Consider the following 19,480-nt stretch of genomic DNA (forward strand, 5'->3'; position numbering starts at 1 on the left):
ACGATGATTAACTGATGTAACCGATCAGATCGTAACTTCCTGATTTAGTTCCATCGAATTACGCAACAAAGCCAATGTCTCTTCAAGTAACGGCAAGCAAACCTATCCAACTCTATGGAGAGCCTGTTAAAGCCAGTTGGAAAAGTATTGATATTGAATGGTTAGACGTTAAGGGTGAAAAGCCATTACCCAGGCCTGATATTGCAGCATGGGGATCTTTTACTCTTGCTGTATCCGCTTCTATTGCGGATAAGCTCAATGTGTTAAGCGAGAATGTCGAATTTTTACCATTAAATCTACAAGGAAAGCCTTGGCGAGCATTAAACATTGTCACTCAAATTGATGCCATTGATACCTCTGCTACCGAGTATAATCTTCGTCATGGTAAGCTAAGTCGTGTTAGACCGTTTAAGAAACTCGTTTTGAATAGAGAAGCCGTTAATGAATCTGATTTGTTCAGAGTAAAAGGTGCTGGGCTCAGAACGTTTTGCACGGACAAAAAAGGTGGCTTGTACGATAGCGTCAAAGCGCTGAATTTGACCGGTTTGGATTTCAAGGAAGTGCTGGTTTAAAAACGAATAAATAGTGATTTACTCAACTAAAGTCATAGATATAGGTATGGGGGAACAAAAGCTGAGCATCTATCAATGAAGCTCATATACAGCTAAATACAGCCGCCACAGCTGTGACTGCTGTACTTCTCCCCTTAACTTATGTTCTTGAAACCCTAATTGAGCTGACCATGGACGCATCAAATCGACTGTCGTCATTTGCCGATTGCCACCACAAGCTCAATTGTTCTTTAGTCATTGGTTTGCCAAATAAATAGCCTTGCATATAGTCGCAGCGGTATGCCGATAACCATTCATGCATCATATTGTGTTCAATACCTTCTGCTGTAACCGTTTTATTTTGGGCATGGCATAGCTCAATAATAGGTTTGATCACATGTCCGTTGTTGGTGTTCATCAATGTAACGAGGAACTCTCGATCCAAATTTGATTTTTTGAACCGGATACTGAACGAGCTGAGTTAACGATGTGTAACCAGAACCAAAGTCATCAATTGCAAGACGGTAGCCACGTTTTGATAGCTCATCAAGTAGGGCCGTGCCTTGTTGTTCTGCGGCAAAGGTTTCGGTTATTTCTATCTCAATACATTCTGGTTTAACACTGTGCAGTGTCGCTTGTTCATGGATGTAGTTTGCCATTTCTATCGAGTTTAGCTCTGCTGATGAAAGATTGACCGAAAGAACAATATCCTTACCGAAAATATTCCTTAATTGATGGTATTCCGCCGTTGCATTGGCGAAAACCCAGCGGTCAATTTTATCAAATAATCCGGCTTGCTCTGCAATTGGAATAAACTCCTTTGGGGGGATAGGGCCGATACCTTCGGCTTCCCAGCGCAACAAGACTTCTAACCCCTCAATTTCGTTGCTTCGATTGTTCATATAGGGTTGAAAAACAAGGTGGAATTCTTCCTCTACATTGCTTTTTCGGAGCGCACGTTCAAGCTGACTTCGTCTTTGAGACTCAATATTGAGAGCGGCTGAATAATAGGCGTATTGATTTTTCCCTGCCCGTTTTGCTTGATACATAGCCGCATCGGCACTGGAGAGTAACTTCGCGATGTCAGTACCGTCTTGAGGATATTGTGCAATACCTACGCTTGCCGTAACGGGAAATGAATTACTCCAAGATGAACTGAGATTACTAATCGGTTTTAGTAACTCTGATGCAAGCAAATCAGGCAAGCGTTTTACCTCTTGATTTGAGCTCAGCAAAATTGCAAATTCGTCACCAGATAACCTGGCGGCAAAGCAGGGGCTGTTGTAATCGTGCGAGAACTTTTGACAAGCATTCTTGATGTGTGATGAGAACACTTTTAACAAGTTATCTCCCAATTCATGCCCGTATTTATCATTCACGTATTTAAAGTTATCAAGATCGACGTAAACAACCCACAGAAACTGCGAAGGGGAGATAAGTTCACGAGTGGCAAGCTCATGAAAACGATGGCGATTGGCGAGTTGCGTCAGGTGATCCGTTTCAGCTAGGCGTTTTGTCTTTTTATAGATGACATTAAGTTCCTCATACATATCAAAAAAGCGTGCAGAGAGGCGTCCTATTTCATCGTTTGTTTCTAGCTTTTCAATATTGTCACGTTGATTAGATTCAAGTTCGTTCAGCTGCTTATCAAGGCGAGAAACAGGGCGCAACACATAGCGGTACAACACCAAAATGATTAATGTGATGGTGAAAAACGCCGCTACGCCAAAGGAGAAAGCAAGTTCTAGCCACACTTTATCGACTTTATTCCACATTAAATATTCGGCAGGAGAAAGCACGGCATAAAAGTGCGGCAGCAGCTCAATGGTTTGAGCGAGAGGAATATCAAGATAAATGGGTTTGTCGGCGAAAGTAATCACGCTGTGTGTGTCAAACTCGATGTCATGCTTAATCTCGTTAAAGGCTTCAAGTGATACGGAAACTACCACAAAAAACACATTTTTCGAGTCAAAGCTCAAAGGGTGAGTCCCCGTTCTTTTGTCGACGACCTCATATTGAAGAAGAATGCTTTGTCCACTGGAGTTATAAATAAAGCCAGTGTGACTGAAAGCCTCTCTGTCATTGAAACTTCGTGATATGTACTCTAATACCTTTGGGTCGACCACGCCCGATGATTCGTAATATTTGTTTTCTGTGTAGTAGAGAAGGTTTTGTTTGCCGTCGAGGATCGCCATGCTCGCATCGCCTTTGTAACCATGGCTTAATACTTCAGCGGTCTCGTCTAATCGATTAAACAAGACTCGCTCACGATAGGGGTTGTTATGATTAACCAAATAGTCTTGTAATACATCACTTTTACTGAGCGTATAGGCATAGCTATTAAGAAAAATATTCGCTTGTCGAAACTGCCCGGCCAGCTTTTCCATCTGCAACTGAATATAGCTGTCTTCCCGCTTGATGAACGTCACTTTTTGAATGCTATAAATAATATAGCTAGATACTAACGCGCTTAATAAGATCACTGGCGCGACAAGCAAAATGACTCTATTGCTTAACTTCATTATGGTTCTTAGTTTCCGTTTGTGTCCCTACAAACGTCGCGTACCAGGTAAGGTACTGAACGGATGATGTGTTTTGGCAAATTGTAACCAGATTGTAAGGTGAGCGTTCTCCAAAATCAGGCAGCTATCTAAGAATTGTGATGACGTGAAAGGTTTCGAGCTTATTAACTAGAGGTTTTCTCAGTAGTTGGACGTCTCTTTTCCTTCCTCCCTGTATAAAACCTAACCGTAATGACAGGGAAATACCATCATCGAAACGTTTCGATGGTAAAGTGTGACTCAAGTGCACTTTTCCTATTCAATGACAATTGAATTACAGATCATTCTCACACCTTATCGATCTCACACTGGTCAAATTGCGATGACGAATTATTATTTCATCGAAACGTTTCGATGAGTTTTCTGTTAATAACGAAAACACTTTAAGACAGGCGCTCATGGTTGTATGAACGTGTAACCGAAAGGTCGATGAGATGAAAAAAAGTACCCTAATTAACTCAGATATTTCTTACTTGGTGGCGACGCTAGGCCACACCGACGAGATCACGATATGTGATGCTGGTCTACCAATCCCAGAGCATGTTCAGCGAATCGATTTGGCGCTAACGCATGGGGTACCAAGTTTTCTTGATACTGTTCGCGTAATTCTATCTGAGTCCCAAATCGAAGGGGTCATCATTGCGGAAGAGTTCTCTGATGCAAGCCCAGTTTTGCATGAAGCGTTGCTCAACGAACTGAGCAAAGAGAGTGAAGAGACGGGCAAATCTATTGAGGTGAGCTACGTGTCACATGAAGCGTTTAAAGCACGCACGGCCCAAAGTCGCGCTATCGTAAGAACCGGCGAATGCTCGCCATATGCGAACGTTATTTTCCAAGCGGGCGTGGTTTTTTAAGCCAGAGATATTGAGGACAGATTATGACTCAAGCCATTCTACAACTAAGCGAAATTGAGAAGGCGTTTCCGGGCGTAAAAGCACTCGACAAAGCAAGCCTGAATGTTTATCCAGGCCGTGTTATGGCGCTGATGGGTGAAAATGGAGCAGGCAAGTCAACGTTAATGAAGGTGTTGACAGGCATTTACCACATGGATGCGGGGAGCATTCAATATCAAGGTCAGCCGGCGGCCTTTAAAGGTCCACGCGATTCACAGGAAGCTGGTATTAGCATTATTCACCAAGAGCTGAACCTGATTCCTGAACTGACGATTGCCGAAAATATTTACTTGGGACGAGAGTTCACCGGCTCCTTAGGGCGTATCCAGTGGGGCAAAATGTATGACGAAGCTGACAAGCTTTTAAAACGTCTCAATGTAAAGCATTCATCAAAAACATTGCTTGGCGATTTAAGCCTTGGTGAACAACAAATGGTGGAAATTGCAAAGGCACTTTCGTTTGAGTCGAAAGTCATCATTATGGATGAGCCAACGGACGCACTGACCGGTACCGAAACGGAATCACTGTTTAAAGTGATTAATGAGCTCCGCGAGCAAGGATGCGGCATCGTATACATTTCGCATCGTCTTAAAGAAATCTTTGAAATCTGTGATGATATTACAGTGCTTCGTGATGGTAAGTTTATCGGTGAGTGCAAGGTGTCCGACACTGATGAAGATGGCCTAATTGAAATGATGGTTGGCCGAAAATTAGAAGAGCAATATCCACGTATTGATGTCCAACATGGCGAAACTTGTCTTGAAGTCATTGGTTTGACTGGGTCTGGCGTTCAGGATGTGAGCTTTACTCTCAAGCGTGGTGAGATTCTTGGAATTTCTGGCTTGATGGGCGCAGGCCGCACTGAACTCATGAAAGTCATTTACGGCGCATTACCTAGTGAGCATGGTGTTATCAATCTTGATAACAAAACTATTAACCCGGTTAGCCCGCAAGATGGCTTGGCAAATGGTATCGCTTACATCTCTGAAGATCGCAAAGGCGATGGTTTGGTTTTAGGTCTTTCAGTTAAGGATAACATGTCACTTTGTTCGCTAAACCAGCTGACCAAAGGCTTCCAGATTCAACACAGCGACGAAGTGATTGCAGTGGAAGATTTTATTAAGTTATTCAACATTAAAACCCCAACGCGAGATCAAATCATCGGCAACTTATCTGGTGGTAACCAGCAAAAAGTTGCGATAGCGAAAGGGTTAATGACGAAACCTAAAGTTCTGATTCTGGATGAGCCGACACGTGGTGTTGATGTCGGAGCAAAAAAAGAGATTTATCAGCTCATCAACAAGTTTAAGGCCGAAGGCATGAGCATCATCTTGGTTTCTTCCGAGATGCCTGAAGTGCTCGGCATGAGCGACCGTATTTTAGTGATGCATGAAGGTCGTATCACCGGCGAATTTGATGCGAAAGACGCCGATCAAGAAAAATTACTCGCCTGTGCCGTAGGCAAAGAGATCAATGAGGAAGCAGCATGAGTACGAATACCATGAGCAAACCAACCGAAACTGGCAACAAGAAGTTGTTCACAAAAGAGTGGCTGATTGAGCAAAAATCACTGATAGCTTTGATCTTTCTGATCGTTGTTGTGTCATTTTTGAACCCGAACTTTTTTACGGTCGACAACATTCTCAACATTCTTCGTCAAACCTCCGTGAATGCCATTATCGCAGTGGGTATGACATTAGTTATTTTAACAGCAGGCATCGACTTAAGTGTTGGTTCGGTATTGGCATTGTGTGGTGCCTTTGCGGCAAGCATGATTGCGCTTGAGGTTCCGGTGCTGGTGGCGGTTCCAACAGCTTTAGTCGCAGGTGCAGCGTTAGGTGCGATCAGCGGTATCATTATTGCGAAGGGTAAGGTGCAGGCATTTATCGCTACGCTGGTTACCATGACGTTACTACGCGGTGTGACCATGGTGTACACCGAAGGTCGACCAATCTCGACAGGCTTTACTGACACCGCGGATGCGTTCGCATGGTTTGGTACTGGCTACGCGCTAGGCATTCCGGTTCCTGTTTGGTTAATGGTGGTTGTGTTCGCAGCGGCTTGGTATTTACTTAACCACACGCGCTTTGGTCGCTATGTTTACGCACTAGGCGGCAACGAGTCTGCGACTCGCCTATCAGGTATCAATGTAGACCGAGTGAAGATTGGTGTCTACGCCATCTGCGGTATGCTAGCAGCGCTTGCAGGTATTATCGTAACGTCTCGTCTTTCTTCGGCGCAACCTACAGCGGGTATGGGCTACGAGCTAGACGCTATCGCAGCGGTTGTTCTTGGCGGTACCAGCTTGATGGGCGGTAAAGGCCGTATCATGGGTACCTTGATTGGTGCGCTGATCATCGGTTTCTTGAACAATGCACTTAACCTACTTGATGTTTCTTCTTACTACCAAATGATTGCAAAAGCAGTGGTTATCTTGCTGGCGGTATTGGTAGACAACAAAAACAAGTAATTCATAACAATCTGTATATATAAAACAGTGAATACAAACCGAGTCAGGGGATGTGTACTGGCTCACCCTACACAAAGGACTAGAACGATGAAAAAACTTGCAACTCTTATCTCTGCTGCACTTCTTTCTTCAACCGTATCGGTAGCGGCGCAAGCTCAAGATACCATGGCGATTGTGGTTTCGACGCTAAACAACCCGTTCTTCGTAACGATGAAAGACGGTGCGGAAGCAAAAGCGAAAGAATTGGGGTACGACTTAATTGTACTGGACTCGCAAAATGACCCGAGTAAAGAACTGTCGAACATCGAGGATTTAAGTATTCGCGGCGTAAAAGCAATTCTTATCAACCCAACGGATTCTGATGCAGTGTCTAATGCAATTCGTATGGCGAACCGTTCTAAGATCCCTGTGTTGACATTAGACCGTGGTGCAAGCCGTGGTGAAGTTGTGAGTCACATCGCGTCGGACAACGTAATTGGTGGTGAAATGGCAGGCCACTACATCATGGAAAAAGTCGGCGAAAAAGCAAAAGTCATTCAACTTGAAGGTATTGCGGGCACATCGGCAGCGCGTGAGCGCGGTGAAGGCTTTATGAATGCCGTGAAGGGCAGCGATATGGATCTTCTTGCTAGCCAACCAGCTGACTTTGACCGCACGAAAGGTCTAAACGTAATGGAAAACCTGCTAGCGGCTAACCCGGATGTACAAGCGGTATTTGCACAGAATGATGAAATGGCGCTAGGTGCACTTCGCGCAGTTCAAGCTTCTGGCAAAGATGTCGTTATCGTTGGTTTTGATGGTACGGAAGACGGCATTGCAGCAGTTAACCGTGGCAAACTAGCGGCAACTATTGCTCAGCAACCAGACCTTATCGGTGCTTTAGGTGTTGAAACGGCTGACAAAGTTTTGAAAGGTGAAGAAGTAGAAGAGTACATCCCGGTACCACTAAAAGTAGTCACTAAGTAAGTTTTTAGTTCCAATAAATCATCCTAATTTTTGCTCTCTCCTCCGTTTATATCTGTCGTTTAGGAGGTGAGGGCAAACTTACCCAAAATACTGCAAAGTGTGGGGTATAGATGCCTTTGGCTTTTTGTCGAGACTCCTTTATCAGGAAGAGAAGTTAAAGTCATCTAATGTATTTTCCTAAACAGTTTTTAAAAAGGGTTCATTCAGAACCGAGGATAACCGTATGAATAAGTTAGTGGTGTTAGGTAGTGTAAACGCTGACCATGTTCTTCAAGTGCCTTCTTTCCCTCGCCCAGGCGAGACGCTGCATGGTCGCAACTATCAAGTTATCCCAGGTGGCAAAGGTGCCAACCAAGCCGTCGCGGCGGCGCGATTAAATGCAGACATCGGTTTTATCGCTTGTGTGGGCGACGACTCATTCGGCATTAACATTCGCGAAAACTTCAAAATGGACGGCATCGATATCACTGGTGTGAAGATGCAGCCAAATTGCCCGACAGGTATCGCGATGATTCAAGTGTCGGACAGTGGGGAGAACAGCATTTGCATTTCAGCTGAAGCGAACGCCAAACTGACAGCAGAAGCGATTGAGCCAGATTTAGAGCGTATTCGCCAAGCAGATTACTTGCTAATGCAATTGGAAACGCCGATGTGCGGCATTGAGAAAGCTGCGCGTGTAGCGAAAGATGCCAAAACCAATGTCATTCTGAACCCAGCGCCAGCTCATGAATTGTCAGATGAATTACTGTCTTACATTGACGTGATTACGCCAAATGAAACGGAAGCTGAAGTTCTGACAGGTATTACTGTAACAGACAACGAAAGCGCGCAAGAAGCGGCGAATGTGCTACATGGTAAAGGTATAGAAATTGTCATGATCACACTCGGTGCAAAAGGCGTTTGGCTAAGCCAAAACGGTCGAGGCGAAATCATCTCGGGTTTCCGCGTTGAAGCGACGGATACTACCGCAGCGGGCGATACATTTAATGGGGCATTCGTCACTGGTCTCCTAGAAGGTTTACCTTTAGAATCAGCGATTAAGTTTGCACATGCGGCGGCTGCAATTTCTGTGACCCGCTTTGGCGCGCAAACGTCGATTCCAACCCGCGAAGAGGTGGACGCGTTTCTCGCTGAACAATAAGGCGCACAACGCCTCATTAAAATAGGAGTAGTAACATGGCGACGATGAAAGACATCGCAAAACTGGCAGGGGTTTCCACTTCAACAGTGAGCCATGTTATTAACAAGACGCGTTTTGTGAGCGAAGAGATCTCTGAACGCGTTAACAATGCCGCAAAAGAGCTTAACTACTACGCGCCCTCTGCGTTGGCGCGTAGCCTCAAAGTCAATCGTACCAAAACCATTGGTATGCTCGTGACAACCTCAACCAACCCATTCTTTGGCGAAGTCGTAAAAGGCGTCGAACGCAGCTGCTACCAAAAAGGCTACAGCCTCATTTTATGTAACACCGAGGGTGATAACGAACGTATGCGTCAATCCATTAATACGCTATTGCAAAAGCGTGTCGATGGTTTGATCTTGATGTGCTCGTCGCTAGAAGGAGAGCGTATCGATGTATTTGAGCGTTACCCAGATATCCCAGTTGTGGTAATGGACTGGGGGCCGATGCTATTTACAAGCGATAAAATCCAAGACAACTCACTTCGTGGCGGTTACTTAGCGGCGAAATACTTAATTGATTGCGGCCATACCGAAATTGGGTGCATCACTGGCCCTTTGATTAAACACCAAGCGCAAATGCGATACGAAGGTTATAAGCGAGCAATGAACGAAGCGGGCTTGGAATTTAATGCCAATTGGATCATTGAATCGGACTTCGAATGTGAGGGTGGGTATCAAGCGTTCAAAAAAATGGCTCAACGTGGCGCATTACCCAGCTCGATTTTCGTCTCTAACGATATGATGGCGATGGGTGTGATTAACGCCGCAAATGAGCTCGGTATTAAAGTGCCGGACGACCTATCCATTATTGGTTACGATGACATCCATATCGCGAAATTTATGTCGCCATCGCTAACTACCATTCATCAGCCTAAGTACCGTTTGGGGCAGGCTGCCGTTGAGACTCTTGTACGAAGACTGGACGACAAATCTAACGACGCTCAAGTCGTTCAACTGGAACCAACATTGGTTGTACGCAACAGTGTGACGAATTTCTCTTAATTAAAAACAAACGCATGGTTAACAAATTTAGTGCATATAATTTATAAAAAATGGGCTAAAAAATAAATAAGCATGCAAAACAGATGTTCGAATTTATTAACTCAACATTTGAAAAGTGTGATTTTTTGCGAGTAACTCGAAAGATTTCGTGTCGATAGTGCTTAAAAAGCTTATTATTAATAAAGCCTATAATTAGATTTATAAATTATTGAGATGAATGGAAAATCTTTATGTTAGTTAAGAGATATGCACAGTATTCAGTAAAGAGGCCGTGGTTTCACCGTTTCAATATTTCACTAGTATTAACGGTGTTTGTCGTGAGTGTTTATGAACTACTTGCGAATGAAGAGTATGTATACTTGGCTGGCGTGGTGTTTACATTTGCTTCGACTTTACTGTTCGCGTCAGCATCGACGTTCAAAAAGCGCTACCTAGGACACGAGTCCTAGTTCATTTGGAATGAATAATTGAGATAAATAGGTACTTTCAAGTAAGTAATGAATCTGATTTATGATCGAGTGCATCAAGAGGAGGACAAATGTCCTCCTTTTTGTTGGATATCACGTTCTAATATAGGCGTATTCCAAACAAAATAATAAAGGACATGTTATGGACCTCTTTGCCTTACTCGATATTAATAATACTCTCTTTAACATTCCGATCGGCGACGGCTACGCAATGAGTTGGATCGAAGCTTTCGGTACCGTTTTTGGACTGCTTTGCATTTGGTTTGCCAGCCAAGAAAAAACCATCAACTACTTATTCGGTTTGCTGAATGTCACGCTTTTTGCCGTTATCTTTTTTCAAATTCAGTTATACGGATTATTGCTTCTTCAATTGTTTTTCTTCTGTGCGAACATTTACGGCTGGTATGCGTGGACCCGTCCAAACGCACAAGGTGAAACGCTGGAAGTTCGCTGGTTAAATAAACAGAAACTTATTACTACTGCCTCTATTAGCGTTGCATGTATCGCATTATTAACGATCTATATCGACCCATTTTTCTTTGCGCTAGCAAACATTGCTGTTGATAGCTTGAATCTCTTTGGTGCTGGCTTGGCTGAACCGGTGCTTGAACCTGACGCGTTCCCGTTCTGGGATGCAACCATGACAGTACTGTCTGTTGTTGCACAAATTCTGATGACACGTAAATACGTCGAAAACTGGATTCTATGGGTTGTGATTAACATTATCAGTGTGGGTATCTACGCGACGCAAGGTGTTTACGCAATGTCTGTTCAGTACGCGATTCTTATGTTCATCGCTGCCAATGGCACGCGTGAGTGGGCTCGTAGCGCTAAGCGCAATGGCGATAAAACCTTAGCGCACGCTGCTGTGTAAGGAACGAAAAATGGCCAAACAACCTCATATCGGAGTGGATGAAACACAAATCTCTCCTCTCGTTATTGTATGCGGCGAGCCAGATCGAGCGAATCGTATCGCGGCATTATTTGATGATGCAGAAATGGTGTCGGAAAACCGCGAGTACCGTGTGTTTACCGGCAACTACAAAGGCAAGCCTGTTTCAGTGTGTAGTACAGGTATAGGTGCGCCATCGATGATCATCGCAGTGGAAGAGCTAAAACAGTGCGGTGTGACTCATGTGGTACGTGTTGGATCTGCGGGGGCAATGCAATCAGGCATTCACCTTGGCGAGTTGATCATTGCCGAAGGCGTGGTAAGAGATGAGGGCGGCTCTAAAGCGTATGTCGATTCGTCTTATCCAGCCTACGCAAGCTTTTCACTGTTAAAGGAAGTTGAGCGTTACTTGTCGATGCAAAAAGTGCATTATCATTTTGGTGTGGTGCGTTCTCACGACAGTTTCTATACCGATGACGAAGATGCAATATGCCAACATTGGAACAAGAAAGGCATCTTAGGTGCCGATATGGAAACCTCTGCGCTGTTTACGGTCGGTCGACTACGAGGCCTTCATGTGGCTTCGATATTAAACAACGTGGTGCTGTATCAACAAGATGTGAAAGAAGGTGTTGGTCAGTACGTTGATGAAGCCAAAGTAATGATGCAAGGTGAGAAGAGTGCCGCGATTACGGCATTAGAAGCCTTGGTTGCTCAGCGTTAGCCAGTCTCTATCTCAGTAAGTCACATAAACAGAATAGATGTAAAGCGACAGGTCACTGTCGCTTTTTTATTTGGAGTTACGGGGTACAATCCACCTTAAATAGTTGTCCGTAACTTTTTCTGAGAGAGCAGAAAATGAAAATCAGCCCTTATCCGACTGGTCGCTTCAAAACATACCTTGAAGAAAAGAGTGCCACCTTTCGCGATTTGATTTATCAATGCCAAATAAATTCGCGTTTCTTTGATGCTGGGGAAGCAATTCTCCGCCAAGGTGAGCAACTTCAGTACTTGTATGTTGTGCCAGTAGGTCGAGTCTCGATGAACATATTGGCCGCAAATGGACGACGTTTTCAATTAGGGGAAGCTAACTGCGACTATCATATTTATGGTGAAATGGAGTTCTTCACTCGGACTCCTTGTCAATGGAATGTGATAGCAGATGAACATATGCAGGTTGATGTTATCTGTATCCAAAAACTAACCGAAGCGCTGCAAAATTATCCCCAAATGATGGTGTTCTTCGCTTCAGCATTGGCTGAGGATTATCAAGACTCCATGGATATCTACACTAATCGTTTGTTGCATCCCATTACTTACAACATTGCCTATGATCTTCTCGTCCGTAATCAGACGGATAAGCTCCTTGGTGGCTTTGATAAAGTGAACCAAGAGGCTGAGCGGTTTGGCACTTCAGGCCGAGTCTATCGACGTGTAGTTAAGGACTTGATTGAAAAGGGATTGATTACAAAAACGGACAACGGTTTGGAGATTATTGATGAGCTGGCACTCAAAGCGTTTATTGAAGCGCATGAATGATACGCCCAGGTATTGAAACTGATGGGTTTTATAAGTCTTTGATATATCTAAGTCTTGAGTAAACGTAACTAATGTAAAGTACCTTAAATTTTGTTGAATGCATTAAAGAGTAGCGTTATATTGCGAACGCGTATGATAATAGATCTCATTAAGGCTTAACAAAATGAAAAAATTCGTCGGTGCGGCTATGCTGTCGTTATTTACTGTTTCTCCTTCTTTTGCTGCTAAAGTTGTGATTGACCACTACATGGGTCAAACAGAGCTAGAACAATCCCCAGAGCGTGTGGTTGTGATTGGCTTTGGCCCGCTAGATGCGCTGGACAACTTTGGTATCGATCCTGTTGCAGTATCTAACTCTTCTAATCTTCCTAGTTACCTTTCAAAATACAGCAAAGATAGCTACACCTCTGCGGGTAGTTTGTTTGAACCTGATTTTGAAACCATCTACATGCAAAAACCGGATTTGATTTTGGTTGGTCCGCGAGCGTCTGCGAAATATGAAGAGCTGAGTGAAATTGCCCCTACAGTTGTTTTTGCGGCGAAAGAGAACCAAGGCTATTGGGAAGGCACGCAAGCGCAATGGCGCAATATTGGTAAGATCTTCAATATCGAAGAAAAAGTAGAGCAGAAAATTGAAGCGCTAGATGCTCAATTCAAAGTAATCCGTGACTACAACCAATCGAACAAAAATGATGCATTAACGATTTTAAGCATGGGTGACAACATCAGCGCGTTTGGTGCCCAGTCGCGATTTGGCGTCATTTATAACGACTTTGGCTTCTTGGAAACGGTTGAGCACGTGAAAACGGGCACTCACGGAGATGTCATTTCTTATGAGTTTATTCGTGAAGCTAACCCGAAAAATATCCTCGTGGTTGACCGAAATTCTCTGACAGGTACGCCGGATAACGATATTCGTAAATCCATGGATAACGACTTAGTCAAAGCGACTGCGGCATATAAAAATCATAAAATCACCTATTTAGATGTGGACGCTTGGTACTTGTCGATGTCTGGTGTGACAGCAACAGAAAAAATGGTCAGTGAGATTAAGCAAACCGTTGAACTGTAATCCAAGATAGCAGAGGTTAACTTTGAAGAAGTTATTGCTAACCCTTGTGGTTTTAAGCACGGTTTCGTTATTTGTTGGGGTGGCAAACATGACACCCCAACAACTCTTTTCAGGTGATGAGAAAGCATTAGAACTTTTCTTTACCAGCCGTATACCACGTTTATTTGCCATATTGCTTGCTGGTGCTGGCTTGAGTATTGCGGGTCTTGTCATGCAGCAAATCAGCCAGAACCGATTTGCGGCACCTTCTACAACTGGTACGATCGAATGTGCCATGCTGGGCTATGTACTGAGCGTGGTTTTCTTTGGTAATGATAATCACCTTTGGCTCGTGTTCGGCATCTCGGTATTTGGGACGCTGGCGTTTGTTTTCTTTATTCAGCGCATTCAATTTAAGAGCGTGGTTTTTGTGCCACTTGTCGGGATTATTTTCGGCAATGTCATCCAATCCATGACTACGTTTATCGCTTACAAATATGATGCACTTCAAAGTCTGAATGCTTGGACAGTCGCAAACTTCGCCAACATCTTGCGTGGTGATTTTGAACTGCTGTACATCGCGGTACCAATGGTTATCCTCAGCTATCTTTTTGCCGCAAGGATCTCTGCCGTAGGTATCGGAAAAGATTTCGCGATTAACTTGGGTTTGAATTATCAGCAGGTTGTGACGATTGGCGTGCTATTGGTGTCCATCATGTCAGCAAGTGTCGTGATGATTGTTGGCCAGTTGCCATTCTTAGGGCTGATTGTACCGAATCTCGTGAGTCACTTTTATGGCGATAACCTCAAAAAGAACATTCCGCTTACGGCCATGTATGGGGCCATTTTAGTGTTGTGTTGCGATTTGGTGAGTCGTTTAATTATTTTCCCTCATGAAATGCCAATCTCTATCGTGATTAGCATATTGGGTGGCGTGGTATTCATCGCAATGTTGTTGCGAGGTAAGCAACATGCGTGATTCAACGAAAATCCTGCTGCTAGGTGGCATTGCGATTCTTTTCGCGTGTCTGTTTATTGGTATTGGGCTAACGGCTGACAACTACCAATATTTTTTGTCTCGTAGAGTTCCTAAAGTATTGGCGATAGTGCTAGCGGGTGTGGCCATTGCTCAGTCTTCACTTGTATTTCAAACCATTACGCACAACCGAATTTTAACGCCAAGTATCATGGGTTTTGATGCGCTGTATGTGTTAACCCAAATTTTGATCGTGTTGATTTTTGGTGGGTTGAGTACCTTAGTTCTTAACTTGTACGTCAATTTCGCGATTGCAGTAATTGTAATGGTGTCGTTTTCGCTACTGCTGTTTGGGTTTTACTTTTCAAAAGGCAGCAAGAACTTGATTACGTTGCTATTGGTCGGCTTGATCTTTGGTCAGCTATTTTCCAATGCGGCGTCATTCTTTTCTTTGCTGATGGACCCAAACACATATGCAATTGTTCAGTCGAAACTGTACGCCAGTTTCAATAATGTCAAAGTGAACTTGGTTTACTTTAGTGCTCCGGCTTTGATGTTTGCATGTTGGTTGTTGTTTAGGATGCATCGCACTTTAGATGTGTTTTGGCTCGACCAAGACAATGCGAAAAGTTTGGGTGTTGATGTACCTAAAGTGACGAGAAATGTGTTTATTATCTCGGCGGTTTTGATTGCTATTTCTACGGCTTTGGTAGGGCCAATCATGTTCTTTGGTTTACTAGTGACCAACTTAAGCCGGGAAATGTTCCGAAGTTACCAACATAAAACGCTATTGGTCGGATGTTCGTTTCTATCCATCAGTTCACTACTTGCTGGGCAATGGATAATCGAAAATGTGTTCAGTTTTGAGACGACGTTGAGTGTCGTAATTAACTTTATCGGCGGTGCGTATTTCTTATACCTGCTGCTGAAAAACAAAGTTGTATAAATATGATAGTAATAGACAAATTAACGAAGGCTTTCGGTTCAAACAAAGTCGTAGACGAGGCCAATACTCAGTTTGAAAAGGGCAAGGTAACATCGATTATCGGTCCAAATGGCGCGGGAAAGAGCACGCTGTTATCTATGGCCTCACGCTTAACGGAGCGAGATGGCGGTAGTGTTATCATTGATTGCAAGGAAATCGCGGAATGGGACACAAAAGAGCTAGCGAAAAAACTGGCAGTACTTCGCCAAGCTAACTCGATTACAATGCGGTTTACCGTAAAAGAGTTAGTCTCTTTTGGTCGTTTCCCATACTCTAAAGGAAATCTGACTAAAGAAGATCATGAGGTCATAGAACAAGCGATCGACTACTTAGATTTGCAAGATATTCAAGACAAATACTTGGATGAGTTAAGTGGTGGTCAGCGACAGCTTGCATTTATTGCTATGGTGATTGCACAAGATACAGACTATGTCTTTCTTGATGAACCTCTTAATAACTTAGATATCAAACACTCTCTTCAGATCATGAAAGTTGTGCAGCAGTTAGCCCATGACATGAATAAAGCCATGGTGGTCGTAATTCATGATATTAATTTCGCGGCGTGTTACTCAGATGTCATATTGGCGCTTAAGAAAGGTAAAGTTGTGGCGAGTGGTGCGGTTGAAGAGGTTATTCAAGCGTCTACGCTAGAGGACATCTATGAAACGCCATTTAACATCATAGAGTTAAACGGTAAGCGCATGTGTACTTATCATTAAGCGAGCTAGTTCGTTTTTAACGAGATCAATAGATAGGCGGGCTTACTTGGTGAGCTCGTCTATGATTGGGCATCGGCTCTCTGCATCTCCAGGACAAGAAGAAACCCAACCTTCAAGTTGCGTTTTGATCTCCATGAGGTGTGCAATTTTTTCTTCAACCTCTCTCAGTTTGTCCATGGTTCTTGCTTTTACTTCGCTACTTTTGCGGTTGGGGTTATGAGCAAGTTGTACGAACTCTTTGCATTCTTGCAACGAAAAGCCTGCGCTTTTTGCGCGTGATACCAAGTTAAGCTCTTGAATATGATTATCTGAATATTCGCGATAGCCAGAGTCGCTACGCGCTGGTGGAGATATGATCCCTTTGTCTTCATATAATCGAATCGACTTAGATGAAAGCCCTGTGAGCTTCGCGACAGCACCAATATTCATGTTTAACCTCCATAACGTTTAAGGCGAGTATATACCGATGTTGTGGATAAGACACTCCTAAATAACAGTCAGTTACCTAGAGTCCCCTTACTCTTTAATCACTTCATGTGGTGGCACACCAAATGCCTTTTTGAAGGCATAAGTGAAGTTAGAAGGGTGGTGGTATCCGGCTTCATAGGCGGCTTCTGTTATCGTTACTAGGCCACGTTCCAAATGTTGCCTAGCAATCTCAAGACGTCGAAAACGAATGTAGCCGTTTATGGTCATATTAAGTGATTGTTTAAATCGGCGCTGCAGGTTTGAAACACTCATTGAGAATTGGCTCGCCAACTTTTCCAAGCGTAGTTCTTGATCAAGGTGAGTTTCAATATAGCTGACAATATCCTCAATCCGACCATCAATGTGTCGTTCAATACTGCTGTTTTTAGCACTGAAATTCTTAGGAATTTGCTTGGTGGCTTGATGTAATATTTGATAGATCAAGCTTTCGACTTCTAGCTTCTCTTGGAACTCTTGCGGTGTTTCTCTATTTGTTAACGTTTCAGCCAGTTCGCATAGCGTCTGGTTAAGCTCCAACTGTTGAAACGCCTGATGAGAGTTAAAAAAGGCTCGATGGCTACAATTTTGCTCAAGGCGGGCCTCTAGCCATTGGGGCTTAACCAATATGTTGATCTTATTAATGAGGTTATCTTTGAGCAGTGAACGACGAAAATTTGCAGGTTTGAGTAAGTTCACCACTACACCCTTAGGGCCGTCGCTCGCGTCTAAATCAAATTGCAAATCGTCGTAGCCAAACGAGAGTCTACCTTCTAAAAGAATAGTGACCAGCAGTGAGGCGTGTGCAGTAGAAACAATATTCGAATCAATAAGTTCTAGACAACGCCCGCCATGAACAAAAATTTGATCATTGTACTGATATGATAGGAACTTACCTTCGGCCAGTTGAGTTTGACAAGGTTGGCCTTGCGTGACAATCCATTGTTTCTCTGTCGCCTTTAGTCTTTGGGTTAAAGCTATCTTGGCAATTTTAGTTCGTTTTGTTGTAACTTCCTGCATTTGACACTTCCTCATAACACTTGTGCGATTTCGCATAACCAAATCGCCTTTGTATTTATAAAACTCATGCTTATTATACCTGAGAATTATTATCATTAATATTTAGGAATGAAGTTATGGAAAGCCCTGCTTGTTCACCTATCAAGCTTTCAAGCCTTTGCCTTGCAGTGGGAATGGCGCTATCAACCCCTGTTTTAGCTCAAGATACTGAGTCACATTTTGAAGAGGTCGTTGTATGGGGAACGAAAGTTTCCAGCAACACTGAGTCGATGTTTGCGGACGACATGTCACTGAAGCAAGCGGATCATATGTCTGATTTACTGCGCGATATTCCCGGTGTAGATGTTGGTGGAACACACTCTGTGAATCAACGTATTACGATTCGTGGTTTGAGCGAAACCGATTTGGACATTCGTCTTGACGGTGCTTCTCAGCATGCGAGCATGTTCCATCATATTGGTAACTTGACGTTGAATCCTGACATTCTCAAATCTGCGGACATTCAGGTAGGTAATAACTCTGTGACTCAAAACGGGTTAGGCGGTTCGGTCTACTTTGAAACGAAAGACGCTCGTGACTTACTTCGTTACGATGAAAAGTTTGGTGCGCGTGTTTATGGCGGCTATGCATCCAACGACAACCAACAAGGTTCGTTGACACTGTACGGACTTTTGTCCGAAAACATTGATGCGATGGTCTATGGCCATTACGTTACGCGTGATGATTTTGAAGATGGTAATGGCAATAAAACCTACGGTGCTGCAGGTGATGTTTACAACATTCTGGCTAAGCTGGGGTATGAACTAAATGACATCCATCGTTTTGAGCTCTCTTATGACATGTACCGAGACAGTGGAGATTACAGTCCGCGTCCTGATATGTCGGGTAGTGCAAATAATAGCCTTTCGAGCAAGTTACTTATCCCTACGGATTATGACCGCGATACCGTTACCTTGAGTTATGAGTTGCGAGGCGAACAACACCAAGGAAACGTCACTCTTTATAATACCGAGACAGAAATTAAACGTGACGAAACGGTGATGGCGCCTCGTTGGCCCTCGAACCGTTTATCAAAGAACACCGCCAAAAACCAAAACTTTGGTTTGAATGGCAAATTCCAGTCAGATGTTATGTTAGGTGAGTTTGATAATCGAGTCACTTATGGCTTCGACTACATGGATAAAACGTCTTCGAGTTACTACGGTAGTCGTAAGTTTATGGACGAATCGGCGATTTCAACCGCACTGTTTGTAGAAGATCAGTTCTTCTTCTCTGATGCCTTCTTTATTACTGCAGGTATGCGCTTTGATGATTACAAACGCAAAGCTGAGACAGGAAACAGTAATTATGATGATGTGACTTGGGCTCTAGCAGCAGAATGGACGGTGACGCAAGATTGGACGTTGTTTGCGAGTGCACGCTCTCTATTTAAAGGTCCAGAGCTAATGGAAACCTTTATTGCTTACCAAGACGTTGCATTTTTAGAGGATGGGTTAAAGCCAGAAACGGGATTGAACACGCAGGGTGGTGTTCGTTTTGATAAAACCTTTGATAAGCATTTCTTTGGGGCGAATATTACGGTATTCCAAACGGAAATTGATGATTACATTGCAGATCAGTACCAAAACGCGACTCAAACTTACCTGATTTACAACTTAGGTGATGGGCTTTGTTGCTTAATTCGATGAGAAGACATGGTAGCCCCATGTTGTTCAGTTCTTAAACAACATACTGAGTTTCA

Annotated in this window: 17 protein-coding genes and 2 pseudogenes; 16 read left to right on the forward strand and 3 right to left on the reverse strand. The window is 43.6% G+C overall.

All coding sequences use genetic code 11. The annotated features are described in order from the left end of the window. The first annotated feature begins 74 nt into the window (after window positions 1-74). A complete protein-coding gene (locus tag R7Z77_RS22230) occupies window positions 75-572 on the forward strand; it encodes an imm11 family protein (RefSeq protein ID WP_318136840.1) in 498 nt (165 codons plus the stop codon). Window positions 573-711: 139 nt separating this feature from the next. Here R7Z77_RS22230 and R7Z77_RS22235 read toward each other — a convergent pair. Continuing rightward, a pseudogene (locus tag R7Z77_RS22235) lies at window positions 712-3,073 on the reverse strand (EAL domain-containing protein). 473 nt (window positions 3,074-3,546) lie between these two features. Here R7Z77_RS22235 and rbsD point away from each other — a divergent pair. From rbsD to vctC, 14 genes are all read left to right on the forward strand, one after another. Further along, on the forward strand, window positions 3,547-3,966 hold the full coding sequence (gene rbsD / locus R7Z77_RS22240; RefSeq protein WP_005382620.1) for a D-ribose pyranase: 420 nt from the start codon (window positions 3,547-3,549) through the stop codon (window positions 3,964-3,966). Between the two features lie 23 nt (window positions 3,967-3,989). After that, window positions 3,990-5,495: a ribose ABC transporter ATP-binding protein RbsA gene (rbsA, locus tag R7Z77_RS22245; RefSeq protein ID WP_213967553.1), complete on the forward strand. Its 1,506-nt coding sequence runs from the start codon at window positions 3,990-3,992 to the stop codon at window positions 5,493-5,495. Continuing rightward, complete coding sequence (rbsC, locus tag R7Z77_RS22250) at window positions 5,492-6,475, forward strand: ribose ABC transporter permease (RefSeq protein ID WP_005382618.1); 984 nt, start codon at window positions 5,492-5,494, stop codon at window positions 6,473-6,475. The genes rbsA and rbsC overlap by 4 nt, the downstream gene beginning before the upstream one ends. 87 nt (window positions 6,476-6,562) lie before the next feature. Beyond that, on the forward strand, window positions 6,563-7,441 hold the full coding sequence (rbsB, locus tag R7Z77_RS22255) for a ribose ABC transporter substrate-binding protein RbsB (protein WP_005373143.1): 879 nt from the start codon (window positions 6,563-6,565) through the stop codon (window positions 7,439-7,441). 223 nt (window positions 7,442-7,664) lie between these two features. Further along, a complete protein-coding gene (rbsK, locus tag R7Z77_RS22260; RefSeq protein ID WP_213895746.1) occupies window positions 7,665-8,582 on the forward strand; it encodes a ribokinase in 918 nt (305 codons plus the stop codon). Between the two features lie 35 nt (window positions 8,583-8,617). Further along, the gene (locus R7Z77_RS22265) at window positions 8,618-9,625 is read left to right on the forward strand and encodes a substrate-binding domain-containing protein (RefSeq protein ID WP_064354714.1); all 1,008 of its coding nucleotides are present in this window, start codon (window positions 8,618-8,620) and stop codon (window positions 9,623-9,625) included. Between the two features lie 230 nt (window positions 9,626-9,855). Further along, the gene (locus tag R7Z77_RS22270; protein WP_005499106.1) at window positions 9,856-10,074 is read left to right on the forward strand and encodes a hypothetical protein; all 219 of its coding nucleotides are present in this window, start codon (window positions 9,856-9,858) and stop codon (window positions 10,072-10,074) included. 160 nt (window positions 10,075-10,234) lie between these two features. Continuing rightward, on the forward strand, window positions 10,235-10,966 hold the full coding sequence (pnuC, locus tag R7Z77_RS22275; RefSeq protein WP_104976157.1) for a nicotinamide riboside transporter PnuC: 732 nt from the start codon (window positions 10,235-10,237) through the stop codon (window positions 10,964-10,966). A gap of 10 nt (window positions 10,967-10,976) precedes the next feature. After that, window positions 10,977-11,708 carry a nucleoside phosphorylase gene (locus tag R7Z77_RS22280; RefSeq protein WP_213967552.1) on the forward strand — a complete coding sequence of 244 codons (732 nt, stop codon included), beginning with the start codon at window positions 10,977-10,979 and terminating at the stop codon, window positions 11,706-11,708. Window positions 11,709-11,842: 134 nt separating this feature from the next. Further along, window positions 11,843-12,523, forward strand: a complete 681-nt coding sequence (locus R7Z77_RS22285; protein ID WP_064354717.1) for a Crp/Fnr family transcriptional regulator — start codon at window positions 11,843-11,845, stop codon at window positions 12,521-12,523. A 163-nt stretch (window positions 12,524-12,686) separates the two neighbouring features. Further along, window positions 12,687-13,595 carry a siderophore ABC transporter substrate-binding protein gene (locus R7Z77_RS22290; RefSeq protein WP_064354718.1) on the forward strand — a complete coding sequence of 303 codons (909 nt, stop codon included), beginning with the start codon at window positions 12,687-12,689 and terminating at the stop codon, window positions 13,593-13,595. Window positions 13,596-13,617: 22 nt separating this feature from the next. Further along, complete coding sequence (gene vctD, locus R7Z77_RS22295) at window positions 13,618-14,553, forward strand: iron chelate uptake ABC transporter permease subunit VctD (protein WP_017820306.1); 936 nt, start codon at window positions 13,618-13,620, stop codon at window positions 14,551-14,553. Further along, window positions 14,546-15,496 (forward strand): iron chelate uptake ABC transporter permease subunit VctG, encoded by a 951-nt coding sequence (gene vctG, locus R7Z77_RS22300; protein WP_005376631.1) that lies wholly within the window; start codon window positions 14,546-14,548, stop codon window positions 15,494-15,496. Before vctD ends, vctG begins: the two co-directional genes overlap by 8 nt. A 2-nt stretch (window positions 15,497-15,498) precedes the next feature. Beyond that, entirely contained in the window at window positions 15,499-16,254 is a 756-nt protein-coding gene (gene vctC / locus R7Z77_RS22305; protein WP_017635379.1) for an iron chelate ABC transporter ATP-binding protein VctC, read from the forward strand. A gap of 42 nt (window positions 16,255-16,296) precedes the next feature. Here vctC and cueR read toward each other — a convergent pair whose 3' ends face one another. Both cueR and R7Z77_RS22315 read right to left on the reverse strand, forming a co-directional pair. Beyond that, complete coding sequence (cueR, locus tag R7Z77_RS22310; RefSeq protein ID WP_005376627.1) at window positions 16,297-16,683, reverse strand: Cu(I)-responsive transcriptional regulator; 387 nt, start codon at window positions 16,681-16,683, stop codon at window positions 16,297-16,299. 87 nt (window positions 16,684-16,770) lie between these two features. Beyond that, the gene (locus R7Z77_RS22315; RefSeq protein WP_064354719.1) at window positions 16,771-17,739 is read right to left on the reverse strand and encodes a helix-turn-helix domain-containing protein; all 969 of its coding nucleotides are present in this window, start codon (window positions 17,737-17,739) and stop codon (window positions 16,771-16,773) included. Window positions 17,740-17,855: 116 nt separating this feature from the next. On the opposite strand from R7Z77_RS22315, the pseudogene R7Z77_RS22320 reads away from it, so the two are divergent. Then, window positions 17,856-19,403: pseudogene (locus R7Z77_RS22320) on the forward strand (TonB-dependent receptor plug domain-containing protein); the annotation flags it as partial. Between the last annotated feature and the right edge of the window lie 77 nt (window positions 19,404-19,480).

This window comes from Vibrio sp. 1401, assembly GCF_033340295.1.

What these genes read in the sequence shown, in the direction of transcription:
- R7Z77_RS22230 (WP_318136840.1), top strand. Translation starts at nt 75, where the DNA reads ATGTCTCTTCAAGTAACGGCAAGCAAACCTATCCAACTCTATGGAGAG.
- rbsD (WP_005382620.1), top strand. Translation starts at nt 3,547, where the DNA reads ATGAAAAAAAGTACCCTAATTAACTCAGATATTTCTTACTTGGTGGCG.
- rbsA (WP_213967553.1), top strand. Translation starts at nt 3,990, where the DNA reads ATGACTCAAGCCATTCTACAACTAAGCGAAATTGAGAAGGCGTTTCCG.
- rbsC (WP_005382618.1), top strand. Translation starts at nt 5,492, where the DNA reads ATGAGTACGAATACCATGAGCAAACCAACCGAAACTGGCAACAAGAAG.
- rbsB (WP_005373143.1), top strand. Translation starts at nt 6,563, where the DNA reads ATGAAAAAACTTGCAACTCTTATCTCTGCTGCACTTCTTTCTTCAACC.
- rbsK (WP_213895746.1), top strand. Translation starts at nt 7,665, where the DNA reads ATGAATAAGTTAGTGGTGTTAGGTAGTGTAAACGCTGACCATGTTCTT.
- R7Z77_RS22265 (WP_064354714.1), top strand. Translation starts at nt 8,618, where the DNA reads ATGGCGACGATGAAAGACATCGCAAAACTGGCAGGGGTTTCCACTTCA.
- R7Z77_RS22270 (WP_005499106.1), top strand. Translation starts at nt 9,856, where the DNA reads ATGTTAGTTAAGAGATATGCACAGTATTCAGTAAAGAGGCCGTGGTTT.
- pnuC (WP_104976157.1), top strand. Translation starts at nt 10,235, where the DNA reads ATGGACCTCTTTGCCTTACTCGATATTAATAATACTCTCTTTAACATT.
- R7Z77_RS22280 (WP_213967552.1), top strand. Translation starts at nt 10,977, where the DNA reads ATGGCCAAACAACCTCATATCGGAGTGGATGAAACACAAATCTCTCCT.
- R7Z77_RS22285 (WP_064354717.1), top strand. Translation starts at nt 11,843, where the DNA reads ATGAAAATCAGCCCTTATCCGACTGGTCGCTTCAAAACATACCTTGAA.
- R7Z77_RS22290 (WP_064354718.1), top strand. Translation starts at nt 12,687, where the DNA reads ATGAAAAAATTCGTCGGTGCGGCTATGCTGTCGTTATTTACTGTTTCT.
- vctG (WP_005376631.1), top strand. Translation starts at nt 14,546, where the DNA reads ATGCGTGATTCAACGAAAATCCTGCTGCTAGGTGGCATTGCGATTCTT.
- vctC (WP_017635379.1), top strand. Translation starts at nt 15,499, where the DNA reads ATGATAGTAATAGACAAATTAACGAAGGCTTTCGGTTCAAACAAAGTC.
- cueR (WP_005376627.1), bottom strand. Translation starts at nt 16,683, where the DNA reads ATGAATATTGGTGCTGTCGCGAAGCTCACAGGGCTTTCATCTAAGTCG.
- R7Z77_RS22315 (WP_064354719.1), bottom strand. Translation starts at nt 17,739, where the DNA reads ATGCAGGAAGTTACAACAAAACGAACTAAAATTGCCAAGATAGCTTTA.